At 61.0% G+C, this 18,518-nt stretch carries 16 protein-coding genes, 2 tRNA genes and 1 pseudogene; 11 read left to right on the forward strand and 8 right to left on the reverse strand.

Features of this window, described 5'->3' with window-relative positions; genetic code table 11:
* On the reverse strand, positions 1 to 519 hold the full coding sequence (locus tag KVG91_RS19200; RefSeq protein WP_076954782.1) for a sigma-70 family RNA polymerase sigma factor: 519 nt from the start codon (positions 517 to 519) through the stop codon (positions 1 to 3).
* A gap of 201 nt (positions 520 to 720) precedes the next feature.
* Between KVG91_RS19200 and KVG91_RS19205 the strand changes: the two genes are divergently transcribed.
* From KVG91_RS19205 to KVG91_RS28045, 3 genes are all read left to right on the forward strand, one after another.
* A tRNA-Val gene (locus KVG91_RS19205) sits at positions 721 to 796 on the forward strand.
* Positions 797 to 815: 19 nt separating this feature from the next.
* A tRNA-Asp gene (locus KVG91_RS19210) sits at positions 816 to 892 on the forward strand.
* Positions 893 to 983: 91 nt separating this feature from the next.
* On the forward strand, positions 984 to 1,112 hold the full coding sequence (locus KVG91_RS28045) for a BCCT family transporter (RefSeq protein ID WP_217894925.1): 129 nt from the start codon (positions 984 to 986) through the stop codon (positions 1,110 to 1,112).
* On the opposite strand, the gene KVG91_RS19220 is transcribed toward KVG91_RS28045, so the two are convergent.
* Positions 1,061 to 1,543, reverse strand: coding sequence for a YbaK/prolyl-tRNA synthetase associated domain-containing protein (locus tag KVG91_RS19220; RefSeq protein WP_169378566.1), 483 nt, complete (start codon positions 1,541 to 1,543; stop codon positions 1,061 to 1,063). The genes KVG91_RS28045 and KVG91_RS19220 overlap by 52 nt on opposite strands.
* Positions 1,544 to 1,559: 16 nt before the next feature.
* Positions 1,560 to 2,318 carry a sulfite exporter TauE/SafE family protein gene (locus KVG91_RS19225; RefSeq protein ID WP_169378565.1) on the reverse strand — a complete coding sequence of 253 codons (759 nt, stop codon included), beginning with the start codon at positions 2,316 to 2,318 and terminating at the stop codon, positions 1,560 to 1,562.
* A gap of 380 nt (positions 2,319 to 2,698) precedes the next feature.
* On the opposite strand from KVG91_RS19225, the gene KVG91_RS19230 reads away from it, so the two are divergent.
* Positions 2,699 to 3,631: a LysR family transcriptional regulator gene (locus KVG91_RS19230; RefSeq protein ID WP_169378564.1), complete on the forward strand. Its 933-nt coding sequence runs from the start codon at positions 2,699 to 2,701 to the stop codon at positions 3,629 to 3,631.
* 72 nt (positions 3,632 to 3,703) lie between these two features.
* Here the strand turns inward: KVG91_RS19230 and KVG91_RS19235 are convergent, their stop codons facing one another.
* Positions 3,704 to 4,336, reverse strand: a complete 633-nt coding sequence (locus KVG91_RS19235; RefSeq protein WP_169378563.1) for a VOC family protein — start codon at positions 4,334 to 4,336, stop codon at positions 3,704 to 3,706.
* A gap of 391 nt (positions 4,337 to 4,727) precedes the next feature.
* Positions 4,728 to 5,033: pseudogene (locus KVG91_RS19240) on the reverse strand (alpha/beta fold hydrolase); the annotation flags it as partial.
* A gap of 241 nt (positions 5,034 to 5,274) precedes the next feature.
* Between KVG91_RS19240 and KVG91_RS19245 the strand changes: the two are divergent.
* The 3 genes from KVG91_RS19245 (at position 5,275) to KVG91_RS19255 (ending at position 9,980) form a co-directional block, all read left to right on the forward strand.
* Positions 5,275 to 6,858, forward strand: coding sequence for a BCCT family transporter (locus KVG91_RS19245; RefSeq protein ID WP_169378562.1), 1,584 nt, complete (start codon positions 5,275 to 5,277; stop codon positions 6,856 to 6,858).
* Positions 6,859 to 6,943: 85 nt separating this feature from the next.
* Complete coding sequence (locus KVG91_RS19250; RefSeq protein WP_169378561.1) at positions 6,944 to 8,953, forward strand: CocE/NonD family hydrolase; 2,010 nt, start codon at positions 6,944 to 6,946, stop codon at positions 8,951 to 8,953.
* Between the two features lie 82 nt (positions 8,954 to 9,035).
* A complete protein-coding gene (locus KVG91_RS19255; protein WP_169378560.1) occupies positions 9,036 to 9,980 on the forward strand; it encodes a LysR substrate-binding domain-containing protein in 945 nt (314 codons plus the stop codon).
* A gap of 1,112 nt (positions 9,981 to 11,092) precedes the next feature.
* Here the strand turns inward: KVG91_RS19255 and KVG91_RS19260 are convergent.
* Both KVG91_RS19260 and KVG91_RS19265 read right to left on the reverse strand, forming a co-directional pair.
* Positions 11,093 to 12,262 carry a catalase family protein gene (locus KVG91_RS19260; RefSeq protein ID WP_169378302.1) on the reverse strand — a complete coding sequence of 390 codons (1,170 nt, stop codon included), beginning with the start codon at positions 12,260 to 12,262 and terminating at the stop codon, positions 11,093 to 11,095.
* On the reverse strand, positions 12,259 to 14,067 hold the full coding sequence (locus KVG91_RS19265; protein WP_217894926.1) for a di-heme-cytochrome C peroxidase: 1,809 nt from the start codon (positions 14,065 to 14,067) through the stop codon (positions 12,259 to 12,261). Before KVG91_RS19265 ends, KVG91_RS19260 begins: the two co-directional genes overlap by 4 nt.
* Positions 14,068 to 14,322: 255 nt before the next feature.
* Between KVG91_RS19265 and KVG91_RS19270 the strand changes: the two genes are divergently transcribed.
* The 4 genes from KVG91_RS19270 (at position 14,323) to KVG91_RS19285 (ending at position 16,645) form a co-directional block, all read left to right on the forward strand.
* A complete protein-coding gene (locus tag KVG91_RS19270; RefSeq protein ID WP_169375447.1) occupies positions 14,323 to 15,054 on the forward strand; it encodes an FKBP-type peptidyl-prolyl cis-trans isomerase in 732 nt (243 codons plus the stop codon).
* 316 nt (positions 15,055 to 15,370) lie between these two features.
* Positions 15,371 to 15,829 (forward strand): YkvA family protein, encoded by a 459-nt coding sequence (locus tag KVG91_RS19275; protein WP_169375446.1) that lies wholly within the window; start codon positions 15,371 to 15,373, stop codon positions 15,827 to 15,829.
* A gap of 106 nt (positions 15,830 to 15,935) precedes the next feature.
* The gene (locus tag KVG91_RS19280; RefSeq protein WP_169375445.1) at positions 15,936 to 16,277 is read left to right on the forward strand and encodes a helix-turn-helix domain-containing protein; all 342 of its coding nucleotides are present in this window, start codon (positions 15,936 to 15,938) and stop codon (positions 16,275 to 16,277) included.
* Positions 16,274 to 16,645 carry a hypothetical protein gene (locus tag KVG91_RS19285; RefSeq protein WP_169375444.1) on the forward strand — a complete coding sequence of 124 codons (372 nt, stop codon included), beginning with the start codon at positions 16,274 to 16,276 and terminating at the stop codon, positions 16,643 to 16,645. The genes KVG91_RS19280 and KVG91_RS19285 overlap by 4 nt, the downstream gene beginning before the upstream one ends.
* Here the strand turns inward: KVG91_RS19285 and KVG91_RS19290 are convergent.
* Positions 16,642 to 18,411, reverse strand: a complete 1,770-nt coding sequence (locus tag KVG91_RS19290) for a bifunctional diguanylate cyclase/phosphodiesterase (protein WP_169375443.1) — start codon at positions 18,409 to 18,411, stop codon at positions 16,642 to 16,644. The two genes, KVG91_RS19285 and KVG91_RS19290, sit on opposite strands and share 4 nt — an antisense overlap.
* Between the last annotated feature and the right edge of the window lie 107 nt (positions 18,412 to 18,518).

Below are 18,518 nucleotides of genomic sequence, written 5' to 3' on the forward strand. Positions count from 1 at the left end.
TCAAGTGTCCATACTGTGGCCGCAATGCACGAGCGCCTGGATCAGGTATTTGCGCACGGTGCGTTCCGACAACTTGAGCCGTCGGGCGATTTGCTGCTGGGTCATTTCTTCGAGGTAATACAGCACGAATGCCTGGCGCGAGTATTCGTGCAGGCCTTCCAGGATAAACGCGATCTGTTCCAGGGCTTCGAGGGTGGCGTGGATCTGTTCCGGGGATTGGAACCCTTCGAGCGCGTCCACGGTGAGCGCCAGCTCCTGCAGGTAAGCCTGTTCAATCTGCCTGCGCCGCGCCTGATCGATGAGCAGGCGCCTGGCCGTGGTGCTCAGGTACGCCCGCGGTTCGCGGATACCGGCAACGGCTTCGCGCGCGTTCAGGATGCGGGCGAACGTATCCTGCGCCAGGTCCGCTGCGTTCTGTCGGCAGCCCAGCTTGCGTCGCAGCCAGGTGAGCAGCCACCCGTGATGCTCGCTGTAGAGCTGGGCAATCTCCCTTTGGAATGGCGGTTCACCCACAGACATAAGCGTGGCTCAGGCGTTATTGAGAATAGTTTTTAATTGTGCGGCCAAGCGCGGGTTAAACGCAATAGACTCGCATTTGCACGAGCCAAACCCGGTTTTCCAGGGGCTGTGTAGGAATCGAGAAAATATTTCAAATAAACTGCATTTAAATCAAGACATTGCGGATTATTGCTGTATGATGCGGCCCACACCGAAAGTGAAGGGTGATTAGCTCAGCTGGGAGAGCATCTGCCTTACAAGCAGAGGGTCGGCGGTTCGATCCCGTCATCACCCACCATTCGCTTGATGTGTTACGCGCAGCGGTAGTTCAGTCGGTTAGAATACCGGCCTGTCACGCCGGGGGTCGCGGGTTCGAGTCCCGTCCGCTGCGCCATATTCGGTTATCTGGAACGCTGAACGCCAGGTACCACAGGAAACCCGCTCATTGAGCGGGTTTTTTTTCGTCTGCAAACAGTGTGTTCATCATGAACACCCTGGTGGCGACGTCGTTTCGCACCGCAGTCTTCAGTGATGGCAAGTGGCCCGCCAGTTGGACGATTTTCTATTGGGCCTGGCTGATATCCAGCAATCGAGGCCTGGCAATCGCCAGATAATCCTGCGTATCGAGCACCATCGACGCATCCAGCCGACCCGCGTTGAAGGCTATTTCGGCGTAGCCGGTGGTCAATCCCGGATCGACGATCAATTGAATCCGCTCATCGAAAACAAAAGGAGGGATGGCGCCGATCCGGCACCCGGTCAGTTCCATGGCGGTTTCGGCTTTCACCAACTCGGCTTTTTTCCCACCCAGGGCCGCTCCGACTTTCTTCATGTCCAGCTTCTGATCGCCCGGCAGTATCACCAGTGCATAAGGTCCGGCCTTACCCTTGAGGGAGCAAAGCATGGCCTTCGCGCCTTGGCCGGGCTCGGTGCCACGGATTTCGGCGACGCGCGCCGACTGGCCCTCGGCATCGTGCATCAACACCCGGTAGGAGGCTGAGCGGGCATCGAGTAGTGCCACGAGGCGATCGAACATGGGATGCATGTAGTTTTCCTCTGGTTTACAGGAACAGGTCGTAGGACAGTTTGCTGATCAGGATCGCCAGTAATATCAGGAATAGAGCCCGGACAAAGGGCACGCCTTTATGAACCGCCAGCCAGGTGCCCGTGAGCGCGCCCAGAATGTTGAATGCCGACATGGGAATTGCGATCAGATAGAGCACGTTACCCGTCGGAATGAAGAATATAAGTGCCGCCACGTTGGTCGCGATGTTCACCAGCTTTGCCGATGCCGAGGCATGAAGAAAGTCGAAGGCGAAGCAGCGGATAAACAGGAAGATCAGGAAGCTGCCAGTACCGGGACCGAACAGACCATCGTAGAAACCGATAGCGCCGCCGATGACGATCGCCAGCAGTTTTTCCTGGGTACCGATGTGCATGGGTTTATGCAGGGCGCCGAAATCTTTTTTCCAGAAGGTGTAGATCGCCATCAGAACAATCAAGACCAGCACCGCCGGCCGGATCATCGACTGGGGTACGAACGACACCGTGGCGGCGCCGAAGAAGGCCATGACAAAGGCCGCGCAGGCGGCGGGGATCACAAGCCCCCAATCGATCACCACCTTGCGCACGAAGGACCGGGCCGCGAAGGCGGTGCCGCAGGCGGCTGCGACCTTATTGGTCCCCAGCAGCGCCGCCGGTTGAGCGGTGGGTAGCACGTTGAATAGCGCGGGAATCTGGATCAGCCCACCGCCGCCCACCGCCGCATCGATCAGGCCGGCGGCGAAGGCGAACACGCAAAGGATGACAATATCGACCACGAGATCAGGCTCTGACTATATAGGTTGATGAGGATCCCGCGGCACCACGCGTGCCGGATCATTGACCCCGAAGACACGCGACATCCAGCGATCACGGATTGGTCACGTCCAGCGATGCCAGACCGGCCTGAAGTGTGCGTTGTTCTTCGAGCGACAGATGAGTTGCGGTGTATCCCGTCTGGTCGAAGCCACTGATCTTTTTTCCAGCCATTCATGATTGGCTTCATCAACACACGCTGCGGCTTTCCCGATGACTTCATCCAGCTTCGACACGTCCTTGCGCTCCTGTTTGCCCCATCCTTGTGGGTAACGGGAAGGTTAACGCAAGGGCCTTTTTTGTGTTGCAATGCCGCGTTGTGAAAAATGCAATGAGGTGGAAAGTGGCATTGAATATGTTGGCGGAACTTGAAGCCTTCGCCACCGTGGCTCGCAAGCGCAGCTTCGTCGCCGCGGCACGGACGCTGGGACGCTCCCCCAGCGCACTGACCCGCGCCGTTCAAGCCCTGGAGGAAAGTGTGGGGCTCAAGTTGTTCAATCGCTCGTCCAATGCCGTGAGCTTGACCGAAGCGGGCGAATGCTTATTGCCCCATGCGTACAAAATGCTCGACCTGCAACGTGAGGTGGATGAAGACCTGGCCGGTCTCAGCGGCCTGGCCTCCGGCTGGATTCGTTTTTCCGCCCCCGAGTTTCTCGGACACGGGGTATTGCCCCGGTTGATCGCGCAATACTGCGAGCGTTATCCAGACGTTAACATTGATGTGATTTTCACCGACGAGATCATCGACCCGGCCAAGAGCAAGCTGGACTTCTCGATTCGCGGCGCGTTTCCACAATCCAGCGACTTGATCGGCTTTGCGCTCTGGAGTTACTCACGTTATTTGTATGCCAGCCCCGGCTACCTGGAGCGCAACGGTATGCCCGACTCCATCGAGGCACTGGAGTCGCATTCGCTGATTCTGCATACGGCTCCGCGGATTCTCAAGGAGTGGAATTTTCGCAGTGAGGAGCAGGCCATCAGCTTTCGGGTTCATCCAAAATTTCGTTTCAGCTCCGGTCTGGCGGTATTCCAGGCAGCCCTGGCGGGCGTCGGGATCGCCCGCTTGGCGGATTGGATGGCGCAGCCCGAAGTGGAAGCGGGGCGCCTGCTCCGGGTTTGTCCTGAGTACAAGCTCACCTCCAGCAGCGGTGAGAGCCCACAGATGCACGCGGTGTACCCGGCCGGAAATTTGCCGCTGCGGGTGAAGGCATTGATGGAGATGATCCGTGGCTTAGGTGAAAGCCTGGAATGTAAACGCGGCTCGGCACTACGATGAGGTTACGGGTCCTGGAATCCATCCATGCATTCGTGGCGTTCGCCAAGGCATACCATGGCAAGGTCGATGTCCCTATAAATGCCTGAGGCCACCCGGAGTTTCGATACAGGAAACCAAGCGTGACGTCGCAATGCTATCGCACCTGTGAAGTCGAACGGGCCCGGAAAAATGGATGGCATCAAGCAGGTGGCTAATCCTCTCCGGCGCGGGATGAAAGATATCGAGCCTCTGCAATGAGCAAGCTCTATCTTCAAGCATCGTCGCAGGGTGAACCGGCTGTCCCCATTGAATCAGGCTGGGCGCGGCTCCCTCCAAAGGCAGGCCGCCGTCCGCCAAAATTGTAATATCCCAGCGCAACTCGCCTCGGCTCATCGGCTGTACCTGGCCGACCACTTCTGTGAACATCGGTCCAAGCGATTTCAGGGTGTCGGTTTTAGCAACCCAATGGGCTAGCCGAGGAGAGGCGTTGGCGGGTAGTCCGTCCAGGGCAAACCAGCGAGGCCGCCCTGCAGGCGGGGCCGTCGGGTCAATAGCGATGACTTCCAGATAGAAACTCGTGCCCAGTCGCAGCAGTTTGTTGTGGGTTCCCATAAGCGGATGACAACCGCCTTGTTGAAGCGCCACACCCAGTCGTTGGCTCACGAAGCGGTCACCCGCTTCCAGCGTCGGCGCCACGACGACCAAATGATCCAGTGAAGTCTGCATAAGGGTTCCAAATGGCCAGAGGTAAGATTGCCTTTACAGGATACCCGCACCGTTGACGACCAGCACCGCATGCTGGCCGGGCAGCAGGGCCGCGATCCACGCAGTCTGAAGATCATCATCATGCTCACGCCAATATCATCGGGGCTCGCACTGCAAGCATGGCACGCCCCTGACGGCATGGGTATCAACTGTGTAGTGAGCGGGCTGGTCCCGCGCTGGGTGGCGAAGCCGCCCCAAAACAAGTCGCCCCAATTTAACCTGACACACCGCGGCGGTCCGATAGGGGCGGCTTCGCCACCCAGCGCGGGACAAGCCCGCTCACTACAGGGGGGAGATACCTATGCCCTGACGGAGGAAGGAAGTGAACACTGCATTCAGGGGAATGTGAAACCGGTGCGTGCTCTGCGGCGATATTCTGAATACTGTAGCCGCCACAGCTGACCAGAGCGCTTACCCGTTCCGGCCATAGCGCGGCGACAATACAGGCCGCTCTTCCACCCCAGTCATAGCCCGCAAGCACCGCTTTTTCGATCTTCAGGGCGTCGAGGAAAGCCAGCAAGTCGGCGCCTAGTGCCGCCTGCTCTCCAGAACGCATGGTCTGCTCATCCAGAAATTTGGTTTGGCCATAACCACGCAGGTAAGGCGTGAGGCATCGCTTCCCAGCCGAGGCCAGGATCCTGACGACTTCATCGTAGGCGTGCATAAGCGCGATGTATCCTCTCCGCGCCTCGCCCTTGTGCACTGCCGGTTCACCTTGAACTGCGCAGGTGCGTCATGACCTGGCGGAATACCCCCATGCACATTGGTTGATTGCACCTTTGGCCGCTTAAACGGTTATCTATAGCCACGCGAAGACTTCCAGGCGAGTGACCGGCAGCAGGACGCTGCGGTGCGCGCCATCCAACATAAAAAACAGTCTGCAAGGGGAATGGCTCATCATGAAATATCCATTGCGTCCGTTGGTGTTCTGGCCAACGTTCCTGATCCTGCTGGCGGCGGTGGTCGCCAGCTACATCGATCTGAATGCCTTCCTTGCGGTCAGCAAACAGCTCAACACCCTGATCCTCACGAACTTTTCCTGGCTGTTCAGCGCCGGCTCGTTTGCCATGGTGGTGCTCACCGCTATCGTCTACTTCTCTGCGCTGGGCAAGGTGCGTATCGGCGGTGCCGACGCCAAGCCGTTGTTGAGCAAGTGGCGCTGGTTCATGGTGGCGCTGTGCACTACGCTGGCTGTGGGTGTGCTGTTCTGGACCACCGCCGAACCGCTCTATCACCTATATGGACCGCCCACCAGCCTGCCGATCGAAGCGGGCAGTTCGGCAGCGAAAACCTTTGCCATGTCGACAATGTTCCTGCACTGGACCATCACCCCCTATGCCATTTACCTCGTGCCTTCACTGGTGTTTGCGCTGGTGTTCTACAACCGGCGCAGCCACTTCTCCATCGGCGCCATGCTCGAGCCGCTGCTGGGCGCAACGCGGGTCAAGCGCTACGCCGGGCTGATTGACACCCTGGCGATGTTCGCCCTGGTGGCCGGCATGGCTTCGTCGCTGGGCACTGGCGCGCTGACCCTGGCCGGTGGCCTGGCGCAGTACATCGGCGGTGAAACCACGCCGTTGCGCCTGGCCGTCATCATTACAATCATCGTCATCACCTTTGTCGCGTCGGCCGCCAGCGGCCTGCAGAAAGGCATTGTGATGCTGTCGTCATTTAACACTTGGATCATGCTGGCCCTGGGTCTGTTCGTGCTGTTGTGCGGGCCGACCCTGTACATGTTCAGCCTCGGCGTTGAGTCGCTTGGCGTGTACCTCGACACCTTCTTCAGCCGCAGCCTGTTCACCGGCGCCGCCAGTGGTGACAGCTGGCCGCACAGCTGGACGGTGTTCTACTGGTCGGTGTGGTTTGCCTGGGCGCCGGTGAGCGCGCTGTTCCTGGGCAAGATCGGCCGTGGTTATACCGTGCGTGAATTCATCCACATCAACATGCTCTACCCGGCGCTGTTCACCGCAGTGTGGATTTGCATCTTCTCCGGCACCAGCCTGTACTTCGACGCACTGGGCGACGGCAGCCTCAACCGCGTGCTGAACGAGCAGGGCGTGGAGCACGTGCTGTACCAGATGTTCCAGCAATTGCCGGCCAGCGGCTTGATGATCGCGTTCTTGCTGTTTGTGGCGTTCATCTCGTTTGTCACCGCGGCGGACTCCAGCACCGATGTGATCGCCAACCTGTGCAGCAAAGGCGTGACCGCCGATTCCGATCTCGACGGCAACCCGCTGCTGAAGATCATCTGGGGCCTGATCATCGGTACGGTGTCGTGGGTGATGGTCGCGTTTGTCGGGGTTGACGGGGTGAAGATGCTGTCCAATCTCGGCGGGTTGCCGGGGATGATCCTGGTACTGCTCGCCAGTACTTCGCTGATCTTCTGGCTGAAAAATCCGGCACTGCTGGAAGTGAAAAGCACCACGCCGGCCACCGAGCCCGAGCTGGCCGGTGCCGACCCCGTGGCTGAGTTCGCCCGCTAAGCCATACAGCCTGTGTGTCTCCCTGTGCGTCTTTTCCCGGCGCGAGGGGGCCGTTTGTCCGCACCGAATGCGTTTGGAGTTACCGATGGAAATCGTTACCGAGTTTGCCTACACGGTCCGTGAAATCGAGCACTGCCTGATCCCCTTGAAGGACGGCACACAGTTGGCCGCCCGCATCTGGCTGCCGGACGTCGCCGGCGCCCAGGCCTTCCCGGCGATCCTGGAATACCTGCCGTACCGCAAGCGTGACGGCACCGCCATGCGTGATGCACTGACCCACCCGTGGATGGCGGGGCAGGGTTATGTCTGTGTGCGCGTGGACATGCGCGGCAACGGCGAATCCGAGGGGTTGATGGCCGATGAATACCTGGCGCAGGAACAGGATGACGCCCTCGAAATAATCGACTGGCTATGCGGCCAACCCTGGTGCGATGGCAATGTCGGCATGATGGGCATCTCCTGGGGCGGCTTCAACAGCCTGCAAGTCGCGGCGCGCCAGCCCGAGGCGTTGAAGGCGATCATGACCCTGTGCTCCACCGACGACCGTTTCGCCGACGACATCCACTACAAGGGCGGCAACCTGTTGATGGAGAACTTCGGTTGGGCCGCCACCATGCTCAACTTCAGCGCTGCGGTGCCCGACCCGTTGCTGGTCGGCGACGCCTGGAAAAGCCTCTGGCACCAACGCCTGGAAGCCATGCCGCTGCTCGCCGAAACCTGGCTGCAACACCAGACACGCGATGACTACTGGCGCCACGGCTCGGTGTGCGAGGACTATTCGAAGATCAAGGCGGCGGTGTATGCCGTGGGCGGGTGGGGCGATGCCTACCGCAATACCGTGTCGCGCCTGATGCAAAACCTGCCCGGACCGAAGAAGGCCATGATCGGGCCGTGGATTCACAAGTACCCGCATTTCGCCGTGCCCAATCCGGCCATCGGCTTTCTGCAAGAAGCCAAACGCTGGTGGGACTACTGGCTTAAAGGCCTCGATAACGGGGTGATGGATGACGCATCCTGCACTTTTTACCTACAGGATATTCTGCCGCCGAAGGGCAGTTATGCCGAACGGCCGGGGATCTGGGTGCAGACAGCCGGCTGGCCGGACCCGCAGGTGCAATGGACCGATTTCAGCCTGGGCGAACAGGGCCTTGAAGCCGGCGCGCAGGTCTTGAGCACACCGCGCAGCATCTGCTCGCCGCTGACCACCGGCCTGCATCAGGGTGAGTACTGCGCCATCTGGTTTGGCCCTGACGGGCCGACGGACCAGCGTCGCGATGACGCCCACTCGCTGTGCTTCGACTCCCAACCGCTGACCGAACCGTTGGCGCTGCTGGGCGATGCTCGCCTCACGCTGCGCCTGGCCAGCGACACCGCTTGCGGTCAATTGGTCGCGCGCCTGAATGCGGTGGCGCCGGATGGCCACGTCACCCAGATCAGCTATGGCGTACTCAATCTCACGCTTCGTGAGGACTTTTCCCAGGTCACACCGGTCGTCCCGGGCGAACCGATGGACGTGCACTTAAGCCTCGACCACATCGGCATGCGCCTGCCGGTCGGCTATCGTTTGCGCCTGGCCCTGAGCACGGCGAGCTTCCCGCTGCTGTGGCCAAGCCGCGAGCTGACCACGCTGACCTTGCTGCCGGCCCTGCAAACCGTGCAGTTGCCGGTGTTTACCGGCGCGGCGGTGGCTTGCCCGTTCGAAGCGCCCCAATCGGCGACCCCGGTGAACCTGGAAGTGCTGCGCGCCGCCGCGCCGAAACGCACGCTGAGCGAAGACGTGGGCAGTGGCGAAGTCTGCGTGACCATCGAAGACGACCTGGGTGCGGTGCGGTTTACCGACCATGGCCTGTCGGTGGACCAGCGTTGCACCGAGCAATACCGCACCTTGCCGTGGGACCCATTGTCGACGCGTGCCGATATCGAGTGGCATTACCTTGTTGGCCGCGACGCGTGGGTCGTGGAAGTGGAGAGCCGCTTGAGCGTGCACGCCGATGCGCAGTGGTTCTACATCGAGGCGGAGCAGACCGCCTGGGAAAACGGCCAGTTGGAACACCGTCGGCAATGGAGTAAACGTGTGGCGAGGGTCGCGCTGTGAGCCGGCAACTGGCAGGATGCCTGCCACGTTGATCTCCACGGGCCTGGCTGAACCGGGCCCGTATTTGCCGATGGAATTGCTCATGTCGCGCCGAAACGTCGATCTTCCGCCGCTCAACTGCCTGCAGACCTTCGAAGCGGCGGCCCGCCATTTGAGCTTTACCCAGGCTGCCCATGAACTGAACCTGACCCAGAGCGCGGTCAGTCGCCAGGTCAAACGCCTGGAAGAAGACCTGGCGCGCCCGCTGTTTTATCGGCTGGCCCAGGGCCTGAGCCTGACACCCGCCGGCGTGCGTTACTTTCGCACCATCCAGCGCTTGTTGCGCGAACTCGACCGAGAGTCCGCCGAGTTGCGCCGTCGCGGCGCCGATCGCCAGTTGACCCTGGCCAGCACGCCCACCATCAGCTCTATCTGGCTCGCCGGCTTGCTCCCGCAGTTCCAGCACGAACACCCGGACCTGGATATCCGTGTGCTGTGCAGTGAAAGCCCCAGCCATCTGGATGTCAGCGAATATGACCTGGGCCTGTTCTATCACTTGGATGAACTGCCGGCGCCCCACGGCCTGGAATTGTCGCCGGTGTTCGCCAGCGAGCAGGTCATCACCGTGTGCAGCCCCGGCTACCTGGCGCGCCACGGCCCGATTCGCGACGTGCAACATTTGCTTCACGCCCACACGTTGCTGATCGTGGAAGACCACTACCACGACTGGCTGACCTGGGCCGACTGGTGTGCCGGCGTCGGCGCCGACTACTACACCCCGCGCCATGCGCTGCGTACCAACAGCTATCAACTGGTGATGCAATCGGCGGTAATGGGGCACGGCGTGGCGCTCGGCTGGAAGAGCCTGCTGGACGGCGAGTTTGCCGCCGGCCGCCTGCAAATGGCCCTGCCGGACGCCCTGCACAGCCAGGGGCGCCTGCACCTGATGCAGCCCTTGCACCGCAACCCACCCGCAGCGGCGCGCAGTTTTCAGCAATGGCTGCTGGCGCAACACTCCGAGGCCGGGGATATCTGCACATCTCTTTGAGGACCTTGGCTAAACGCTCAAGCTCCATGCTGCGATTGCATCAACTCGGTGTCCCCGACACACCGAGTTGCCTGCATCGCAGGCAAGCCAGCTCCCACAGGGATTGTGGGTGTTCACTCTTAGCATCCGACACAAGACCACTTGTGGGAGCGGGCTTGCCCGCGAAGGCGGTGGGCCAGTCACAGATGCAGTGGCAGACACACCGCCTTCGCAGGCAAGCCAGCTCCCACAGGGATTGTGGGTGTTCATTCTTTTTAGCGTCCGACACAAGACCCCTGTGGGAGCGGGCTTGCCCGCGAAGGCGGTAGGCCAGTCACAGATGCAGTGGCAGACACACCGCTTTCGCAGGCAAGCCAGCTCCCACAGGGATTGTGGGTGTCCACTGTTTTTAGCATCCGACACAAGACCCCTGTGGGAGCGGGCTTGCTCGCGAAGGCGGTGGGCCAGTCACAGATGCAGTGGCAGACACACCGCTTTCGCAGGCAAGCCAGCTCCCACAGGGATTGTGGGTGTTCATTCTTTTTAGCGTCCGACACAAGACCCCTGTGGGAGCGGGCTTGCTCGCGAAGGCGGTGGGCCAGTCACAGATGCAGTGGCAGACACACCGCCTTCGCAGGCAAGCCAGCTCCCACAGGGATTGTGGGTGTTCATTCTTTTTAGCGTCCGACACAAGACCCCTGTGGGAGCGGGCTTGCCCGCGAAGGCGGTAGGCCAGTCACAGATGCAGTGGCAGACACACCGCTTTCGCAGGCAAGCCAGCTCCCACAGGGATTGTGGGTGTCCACTGTTTTTAGCATCCGACACAAGACCCCTGTGGGAGCGGGCTTGCTCGCGAAGGCGGTGGGCCAGTCACAGATGCAGTGGCAGACACACCGCTTTCGCAGGCAAGCCAGCTCCCACGGGGATTGTGGGTGTTCACTCTTTTTAGCGTCCGACACAAGACCACTTGTGGGAGCGGGCTTGCCCGCGAAGGCGGTGGGCCAGTCACAGATGCAGTGGCAGACACACCGCCTTCGCAGGTAAGCCCCACAAGGTATCTGCGCTTAACTGACTGGCATAAAGGTAAGCCCGCTCACCACAGAGAGATTCGCCAGCCTTGTAGATAGTCAATCTCAGGGTGATACGTTGCGGCTGTGACGGTAATCGCTGACCGCTTCATACACCGCTTTGCGCAAGCGGTTGATGCCGCCTACAGGACGGTGTTCAGCGACGCCGAACCAGGGGTTGAACGATTGGTTGTCGCACGCCAGGTTCTGCTCGGGCGTGTCGAAATCCTGCGCCGGGATACGCACCTTGGCCACGGTTTCATAGGGCGCATCGCTCTCTTTCCATTCGATGCTGGTGTCTTCGATCGGCATGAATTTCTGCGGGTTCTGACGCTGGATCTGCAGCACGAAACAAGCAGGCACGCGATCGGTGGACAGCTGCTGGCTCAAGGCGCTGCGCAGGAAGTTCGGCAGGTCCTGGTTCTGTTTGGGCAGTTGATACGCCGGGCAACCCTGCGGGTCGGGGGCGACGCGAAACTTGGCGTTGGCCGCGCCGAACTTGTAGGGCGAGACCGAAAAGTACGTCGTCTGCGTCGGGCTGGCCGGTGCGGGTGCCAGGGTCGCCAAGGCGATGAACAAGTGCCGCACTTGCCAGCTGCGAGGGTCGAGCTTGGGGAAGAACGCCAGCACTTTCTTGCCATCCGCTTGCGCGCCGATGTTCTGCGCGTACTCCGCCACGTCGCTGACAAAGAAATTCGGGTGGCTGAACATCACGAAGTCCTGCTCCGTGCGGGCTTGCTGATCGGCCAGCAGTTGCTTGCCCGGCACGTCCAGCAGCTTGAGTGCCATGCCGCGCGCATCGCGGATGCTGTCGAACTGCGGATAGGCGTTGCCATTGGACAAGCGCATCAGCGCCTGCCAGGTCTTGCCAGGCTCGGCGAACACGCCCTGGCGCAGCGTCGGATCGAGGTCGGCCAGCACGCTGACTTCGGCTTTCACACAGCCATGGGCCTTGGCGTGGGCGTCGCGCAGGTAGCGCGTGCCCTCGCGATGCTGGTCGACGATGCGCACCGCCGTCTGGATGATGCCTTGGGTCATCGCCGCTTCGCCCGGCGGAACCTGCTCATCGGGGGACACCGGGCCGCTGTGCTGCCAGGCGTACCAGGCGGTCGCCGCCAGCCAGACGAGCAGGCCGAGGCCGGCCAGCCACAGCAAGGTCTTGCCGAGAAACGCGCCGATGCGCAGCCAGAGGCGGGCGAGCAGGGAAGGTCGGTCGTATCGGGATCGGATAATCATGGCAGTTGTTGCTCCAGCGGGCCGCCCAGCACTTTGAGGTATTCCAGCAGCGCCCAGCGTTCCTGCGGCGCCAAGCCGCGGCCGATCACGCCATTGCCACGCTTGCCGGCACGGAATTCGTGGCCGCTGTTGTGGTTGCCGGTGATTTTGGTATCGAACAAGAAGGCATTCTTGAACGCGCCGGTCTCAAAGCCGAGATGGCGCGGGTCATAGTTGAAGGTGCCTTTATAGAAGGTGGTGCTGCGTTCGTCCTGGGGCGAGAGCAACTGGTAGATCGTCGGTACCGAACCGTTATGCAGGAACGGCGGGGTGGCCCACACGCCCGCCAGCGGCCGCGCTTTGTAGGCGCGCAATTCGCGCACGCCGATGGGCAGGCCGTAACCGTCCAGGCGCGGACGTTCGGCCGGGGTCACGCCGGCGGCACGGTAGGCATGCGCTTCGACGAAGGCGGTGACGTACGCCAGGCCCTTGGCCACGGACATGTTCTTCAGGTCCAGGGGCTCGCTCGGCGTGGGGTGCAGTTCGACGTTGAGCTGGGCCAGTTCCGCGGGGTCCCACTGCAGCGCGCTCAGGTCGTAGCGCTGGTCGGCAATGTTGCTGGCGGTGTTGGGATCGGTGCCGATGTCATCCACGGCCAGCATGTTCAAGTGCTGCACGGGGCGGCCATTTTCCTCGGTGACACGGGGCACATGGCAGCCGGCGCAGTTCTCGGCGAACAGCGCGCGGCCTTGGGCGGCGAGTGGCTTGTCGATGGCGCTGAACAGCTCCTCGGGCCAGGTCGGTGGCTTGAGACGCTGCAGGGTTTCTTCGATCCGGTTGAGGTCACGCACGCGTACGCTGGACGGGTAGCGCGCATCGCCCTGGAGTGGCTGGCCGGCGTCGTCAAAAAAGGTCAATGTCGCGCCGACACCCAGGGCCTCACCGATATTGCGCGCCATCGGCTGCTGGGCCGAGCCGTTCCATTGCACCCAGTCGAAGGTCCAGATATCCCACAATTGCGGGTAGTCCACCGGTGCATTGGCGACGCGATAATTGTCGGGGGAGATGGCATCGCCAAAGCTGGCGTTGGCGATGCGGCCAAAGGCGTCCGTGCGGCCGGGGCCTTCTTCTGTAGGGTAGAGGCCACGGTGGGTGTCGTTCCAGGCCACCTTGAGGAACTGGTTCAGCGAGGCTTTGAAGTCCTGGCGCAGTTTCGTGTGCTCGGCATCGTAGCGATCCCCCAGCACCTGGCGGGCAAAGCGCTCGAACTTCCACGGGTTGTAGTAGGTGGCTGCAAGGCTCGCGACCAGGGCCTGGCCGAAGCTGCCGCCGCGCAAGGTCGGTACGCTGGAAGGCAACACGTGCTGGGCGGAACCGCCGTCGATGCGCAGGGCCTGGTTGTTGAAGTGCAACTGGCCGGTGTGGCAGGCGGCGCAGGTGATGTCCAGGTATTCGACGTTGCTGTCGGCGTTCTTGTGCCGGGCGAACCCCACCGGCAGGTTGCCGGGGTTTTGCGCGGTGGGCACTTGCTTGGGGTCCATCAGGAAACCGAAGCGCGCCAGGTAGTCCGGCGCGGCAAAGCGTCGCTCGGAAAACGGCAGCTCCAGGGCGGTGAACCAGTCGTAATGCAGACCTTTTACTTGCGTGCCCTGGGGCGTGAAATAGTAGGTCTGGCGGTCGGCGGCACTCCATTGCTCCTGGTAGTGCACCTGCTCCACCGGCACGTACTCCGGCAGCTTGGGGTTGGCGGTGTAATAGATCACCACGGCCAGCAATAGGGCCAGAAGGGTGAGTACCAGCAGTAGAGCACGGGAAAAAATGCGCAAGAGGGCTATCCTTGTCTCGGTCTTGTCGAGTCGTCGTGTTGTTATGCCACTACGCCACAGGTGCGGCAAGTGGCCATGAACCGGGCAACACGGTCCGCGATCCGTCGCGGGCCTCCATCATGAATGAAAATGCTTTTAAACACGTGAACTTATCAGACGTTTCCTGCTCACATGCCGGTAGCCATTGGTCGTGGCCGCCTGATAAGCTCGCGACTTTATTCGAATGCCCTTTTGGCGCATGAACAAGGAAATAGCATGAAACAGCATCGGTTGGCGGCGGCGGTGGCCCTGGTTAGCCTGGTACTTGCGGGTTGTGATTCGCAGACCAGCGTAGAGCTGAAAACCCCGGCGCAGAAAGCTTCCTACGGCATCGGCCTGAACATGGGCAAGAGCCTTGCCCAGGAAGGCATGGATGACCTGGATTCCAAAGCAGTAGCCCAGGGCATCGAAGATGCCGTCGGCAAGAAAGAGCAGAAGCTCAAGGACGACGAACTGGTTGAAGCGTTCGCCGCACTGCAAAAGCGTGCTGAAGAACGCATGACCAAGATGAGCGAAGAGTCGGCAACCGCCGGCAAGAAATTCCTCGAAGACAACGCCAAGAAAGACGGCGTCGTCACCACCGCTTCCGGCCTGCAGTACAAGATCGTGAAGAAAGCCGATGGCCCTCAGCCTAAGCCGACTGATGTGGTGACCGTTCACTACACCGGCAAGCTCACCAACGGCACTACCTTTGACAGCTCCGTGGATCGCGGCAGCCCGATTGACCTGCCGGTCAGCGGCGTGATTCCAGGTTGGGTCGAAGGCCTGCAACTGATGCACGTCGGCGAGAAGGTCGAGTTGTACATCCCGTCCGACCTGGCCTACGGCGCACAGAGCCCGAGCCCGGCGATCCCGGCCAACTCCGTGCTGGTATTCGACCTGGAGCTGCTGGCCATCAAGGACCCAGCCAAGGCTGAAGCCCCTGCTGCTCCTGCCGCCAAGAAGTAACAGGCGCCTGAACACCCAACGCCCCGTCTCGACGGGGCGTTGTCGTATCTGGCGTTGCCTGCGGTTTGCCCGCTCACTACAATCCAAACGAACGTCCATGGCTGGTAACAGTCTGATATAAGACTCGAGCACGGGTATCCGCACAGCCACGCCAAGTCAATGAAATCTTGGGTTTTTTTACGGTGCGCAAAAAACGCCCGATCTGACTGAAAGCCTTGTAATACGGGGCTTTCAGCCCGGAAAATAGGCTCTGTTCACAAGGTTATCCACAATTTGTGTGGATAACCTTATATGTCGCCTGGAACTGGAGTGACAGATGAAACCACCCTTCAATTTCACCCGTTTCCTGCCCATGGCCGCCCGTCTTCTGGGTCGTGGGCGTTTGCCGACGCTGCTGTTCGCCGTCGCCGCCAAAGGCTCAAGCCAAGGCAATCGCCTGGGCAAGCTCAAGGATGACCTCAAGCTGCTCCAGGCCCTGTGCCTGGCCTACTGGCGCGGCGAGTACCGGGCGATCAGCCTCAAGGCGCTGATCTCGGTGGTAGCGGGTCTGATGTATTTCGTAAGCCCGATCGATGCGATTCCGGACTTCCTTCCGATGTTTGGCATGCTCGACGACATCGCCGTACTGGCGTGGGTCATGAAGACCCTGGACGGCGAACTGAGCGCTTTTCGCGCGTGGCGTGACGCCCAGCGTCCGGAAAAGCTCGCCGTGGTTGAGCGCCTGCCAGCGACGCCGGCGTTGCTGTCCAAGGAAAACCCGCAAAAAAACGCGTGACACGGGATATCCCCCTGCGACCTTTGTGGCTGTTAGGATTACACTCCTAAGGAAGAGCTTAGGGAAAGAGCTTACTAAGTAAGTGCAGTTATCCTACGGGGCAGTCATGGATATTCAGATAATTTCACGCGATGGCGCACCCGAATATGCGGTGTTGCCATGGGATCAGTACCAGGCGCTGCTAAAAGCTGCTGGTCAGCAACACTCTTCGCCGCCTCCTTCTTCTTCGACTGCCCAAGCTGCCTGCGAACCGGTGCTGCGCCCGCTCGCAGACCTGCGCGGCTTGCGCGAGGCCAAGGGCCTGGCCGTTGAGACCCTGGCCCGCACCGTGGGTATCAGCCCTTCCTATCTCGGATTGATTGAAAGGGGTGAGCGCCAGCCGGATGCCGCGATTCGCCGCAGCCTGGCCTGGGAATTGGGCGTTGCAGGGTGGAGGGATGAATCTTGAGTCTACGTATCAGCCGTCAACATTGGGATGGGTTGCTCAACGAGTTGGACCAGGCGCGCCGCCAGCGCCATTTGCTGACTTACCGCGCGCTGCTGGAGCGCCTGCAGTTTCCCTCGCCGGCCATGCAAACCCTGGCCGCCGCCCTGGAACACTTGGCGGCGCTGGACGCCAAGGCCGAGCAACCGTTGCGCAGCTCGCTGGTGATCAGCCAGGGTGCCAGCCGCCTGCCGCGTACCGGTTTCTTTGAGTGCGTAGAGCGCCTGGGGCGTTTCAGCGGGCCGTCCGATGGCGTGGCCGCTGCCTCCTGGCATGCCTCGGAAGTGGTGCGGGTGTTCGAATACCAATACCCGGAATCCGCCGAGGCTTAAATGGCCTGGGGTAGGGCATCCATGCTGTCGATCACATGGATGCTGTAGCCGGCCACGTTCTTGGCATGGTGCTTGGCCTGCGATGCCAACTCCGCCAGTTGGCTGGCATCCAGTTGCCCACAGGCCTGTGGGTATAGATGCACCACGCCGATCGACAACGACAGCAGGGCAAACTCCTGGCGCACGCCCTGGCGGTTCAACGCCACGAAACAGCCAGCGTCGACGTGTTCGGCACGGTAGAAGCGCCGACATTGGGTGTGGAAGTCATCCAGCAGTTGATTGAGCCGTTTGCGCCAATCCTGCGGGCCCAGCACCAGTAAAAAGTCATCACCCCCGATATGCCCGACAAAGTCGCGGCTGGGATCAACGCGGTCGTTCAGGCACTGCGCCAGGCACAACAGCACTTCATCCCCCCGTCCGTAGCCGTAGATATCGTTGAACGGCTTGAAGCTGTCGATATCCACGTAGCAGATTACCGACTCGCGCTGTTGTTGCAGCAGGCGCGTCAGGCATTGCTGGATCGGCACATTACCCGGTAGCAGGGTCAGCGGATTGGCATAACGCGCCTGCTGGATTTTCAGCTCGGTGATCAGCTTGAGCACGTCGATCACCCGGCCCAGGCCCAGGTAGTCGCCGTTGAGCGTGATGATGAAATCCTCTTCGATACGCTGCCGGGCCCGGCTGGTCAGCAGGCGGCTGACCTGTTGCAGCGACTGGCTCAGCTCGACGGCGAGAAAGTCGATACTCATCAGGCGGCTGATCGGCTTGCGCGCAAACAGGTCGGTCGCGAATGGCTTGAGCAGCGCATCCGACAGCGAGTGCCGGTGCACGATTCCGATCGGTTGCCCACGTGCGTCCAGCACCGCCAGGGAGTTGAGGTTGGCCTGACGACGAAAGGCTTCGAGCACCTGGGCGGTGGCGGTGTCCTGGTCCACCGCCGGCTGTTCGTTCAGTAGCGCGCTGAGGTCACTGCCTTCGTCGTTCAGCGCCACGTTGGCGCTGTCCGGCTTGGGCAACATCAGCCGCGCTTCCTGCGGCGGCTGCTCTTGCGGGCGGCAAAGCAGGTAGCCCTGGACCAGGTCCACGCCCATCTCCGTCAGCACCGCCAGCTCCTCGGGCAATTCGATGCCTTCGGCAATCACCCTGGCGCGCGAAGCCTTGGCGATTTGCAAGATAGAGCCCACGAACTCGCGCTTGAGCGCATCCTGATGAATGCCATCGATGAAATGCCGATCTATCTTCACGTAGTCCGGGCGCAGTTCCGACCACAACCGCAGGCTGGAGTACCCGGCGCCGAGGTCATCGAGTGCGATGGCGAAACCCATGTCACGGTAATGATGCAGGGCGGTTTGCAGCAGGTCGAAGTCGTCGGTCGGCGTCTGCTCGGTGAGTTCGATCACCACTTGGCTGGGCGGAATACCGAAGTCGCGCAGCAGTTGCAGGGTGCGTCCCGGTTGGTGCGCCGTTTCCATCAGGGATTCCGGCGAGATATTCAGGAACAGCTTGCCTGGCAGCTTCTGTTCGCTGAAGCGTCGACACGCGCTTTCGCGGCACGCCATTTCCAATTCGCTGAGGCGCCCGGCATGGCGGGCCACGGAGAACAGCGCGATCGGCGAGTGCAGCGGGCTGTTGGAAGGGCCGCGGCTGAGGGCTTCGTAGCCGAGGATGCGCCGTTCGGACAGGCATATGATCGGTTGGAACAGGCTGTGCAAACTGCCTTGAGCCAGGATTGAGCCCAGTGCATTCAGCTGTTCAGTCATGGTCATGGCGGTCTCGATCGAAAAAAAAGGACCGCAGGCTGGAAACCTGCGGTCCTTCATTTCACGACAGAATGATGTCTATATGATGACACTCCTAGGAGCGATCATATTAA

Origin of the sequence: Pseudomonas azadiae (assembly GCF_019145355.1) — a bacterium.
Lineage (GTDB): Bacteria > Pseudomonadota > Gammaproteobacteria > Pseudomonadales > Pseudomonadaceae > Aquipseudomonas > Aquipseudomonas azadiae.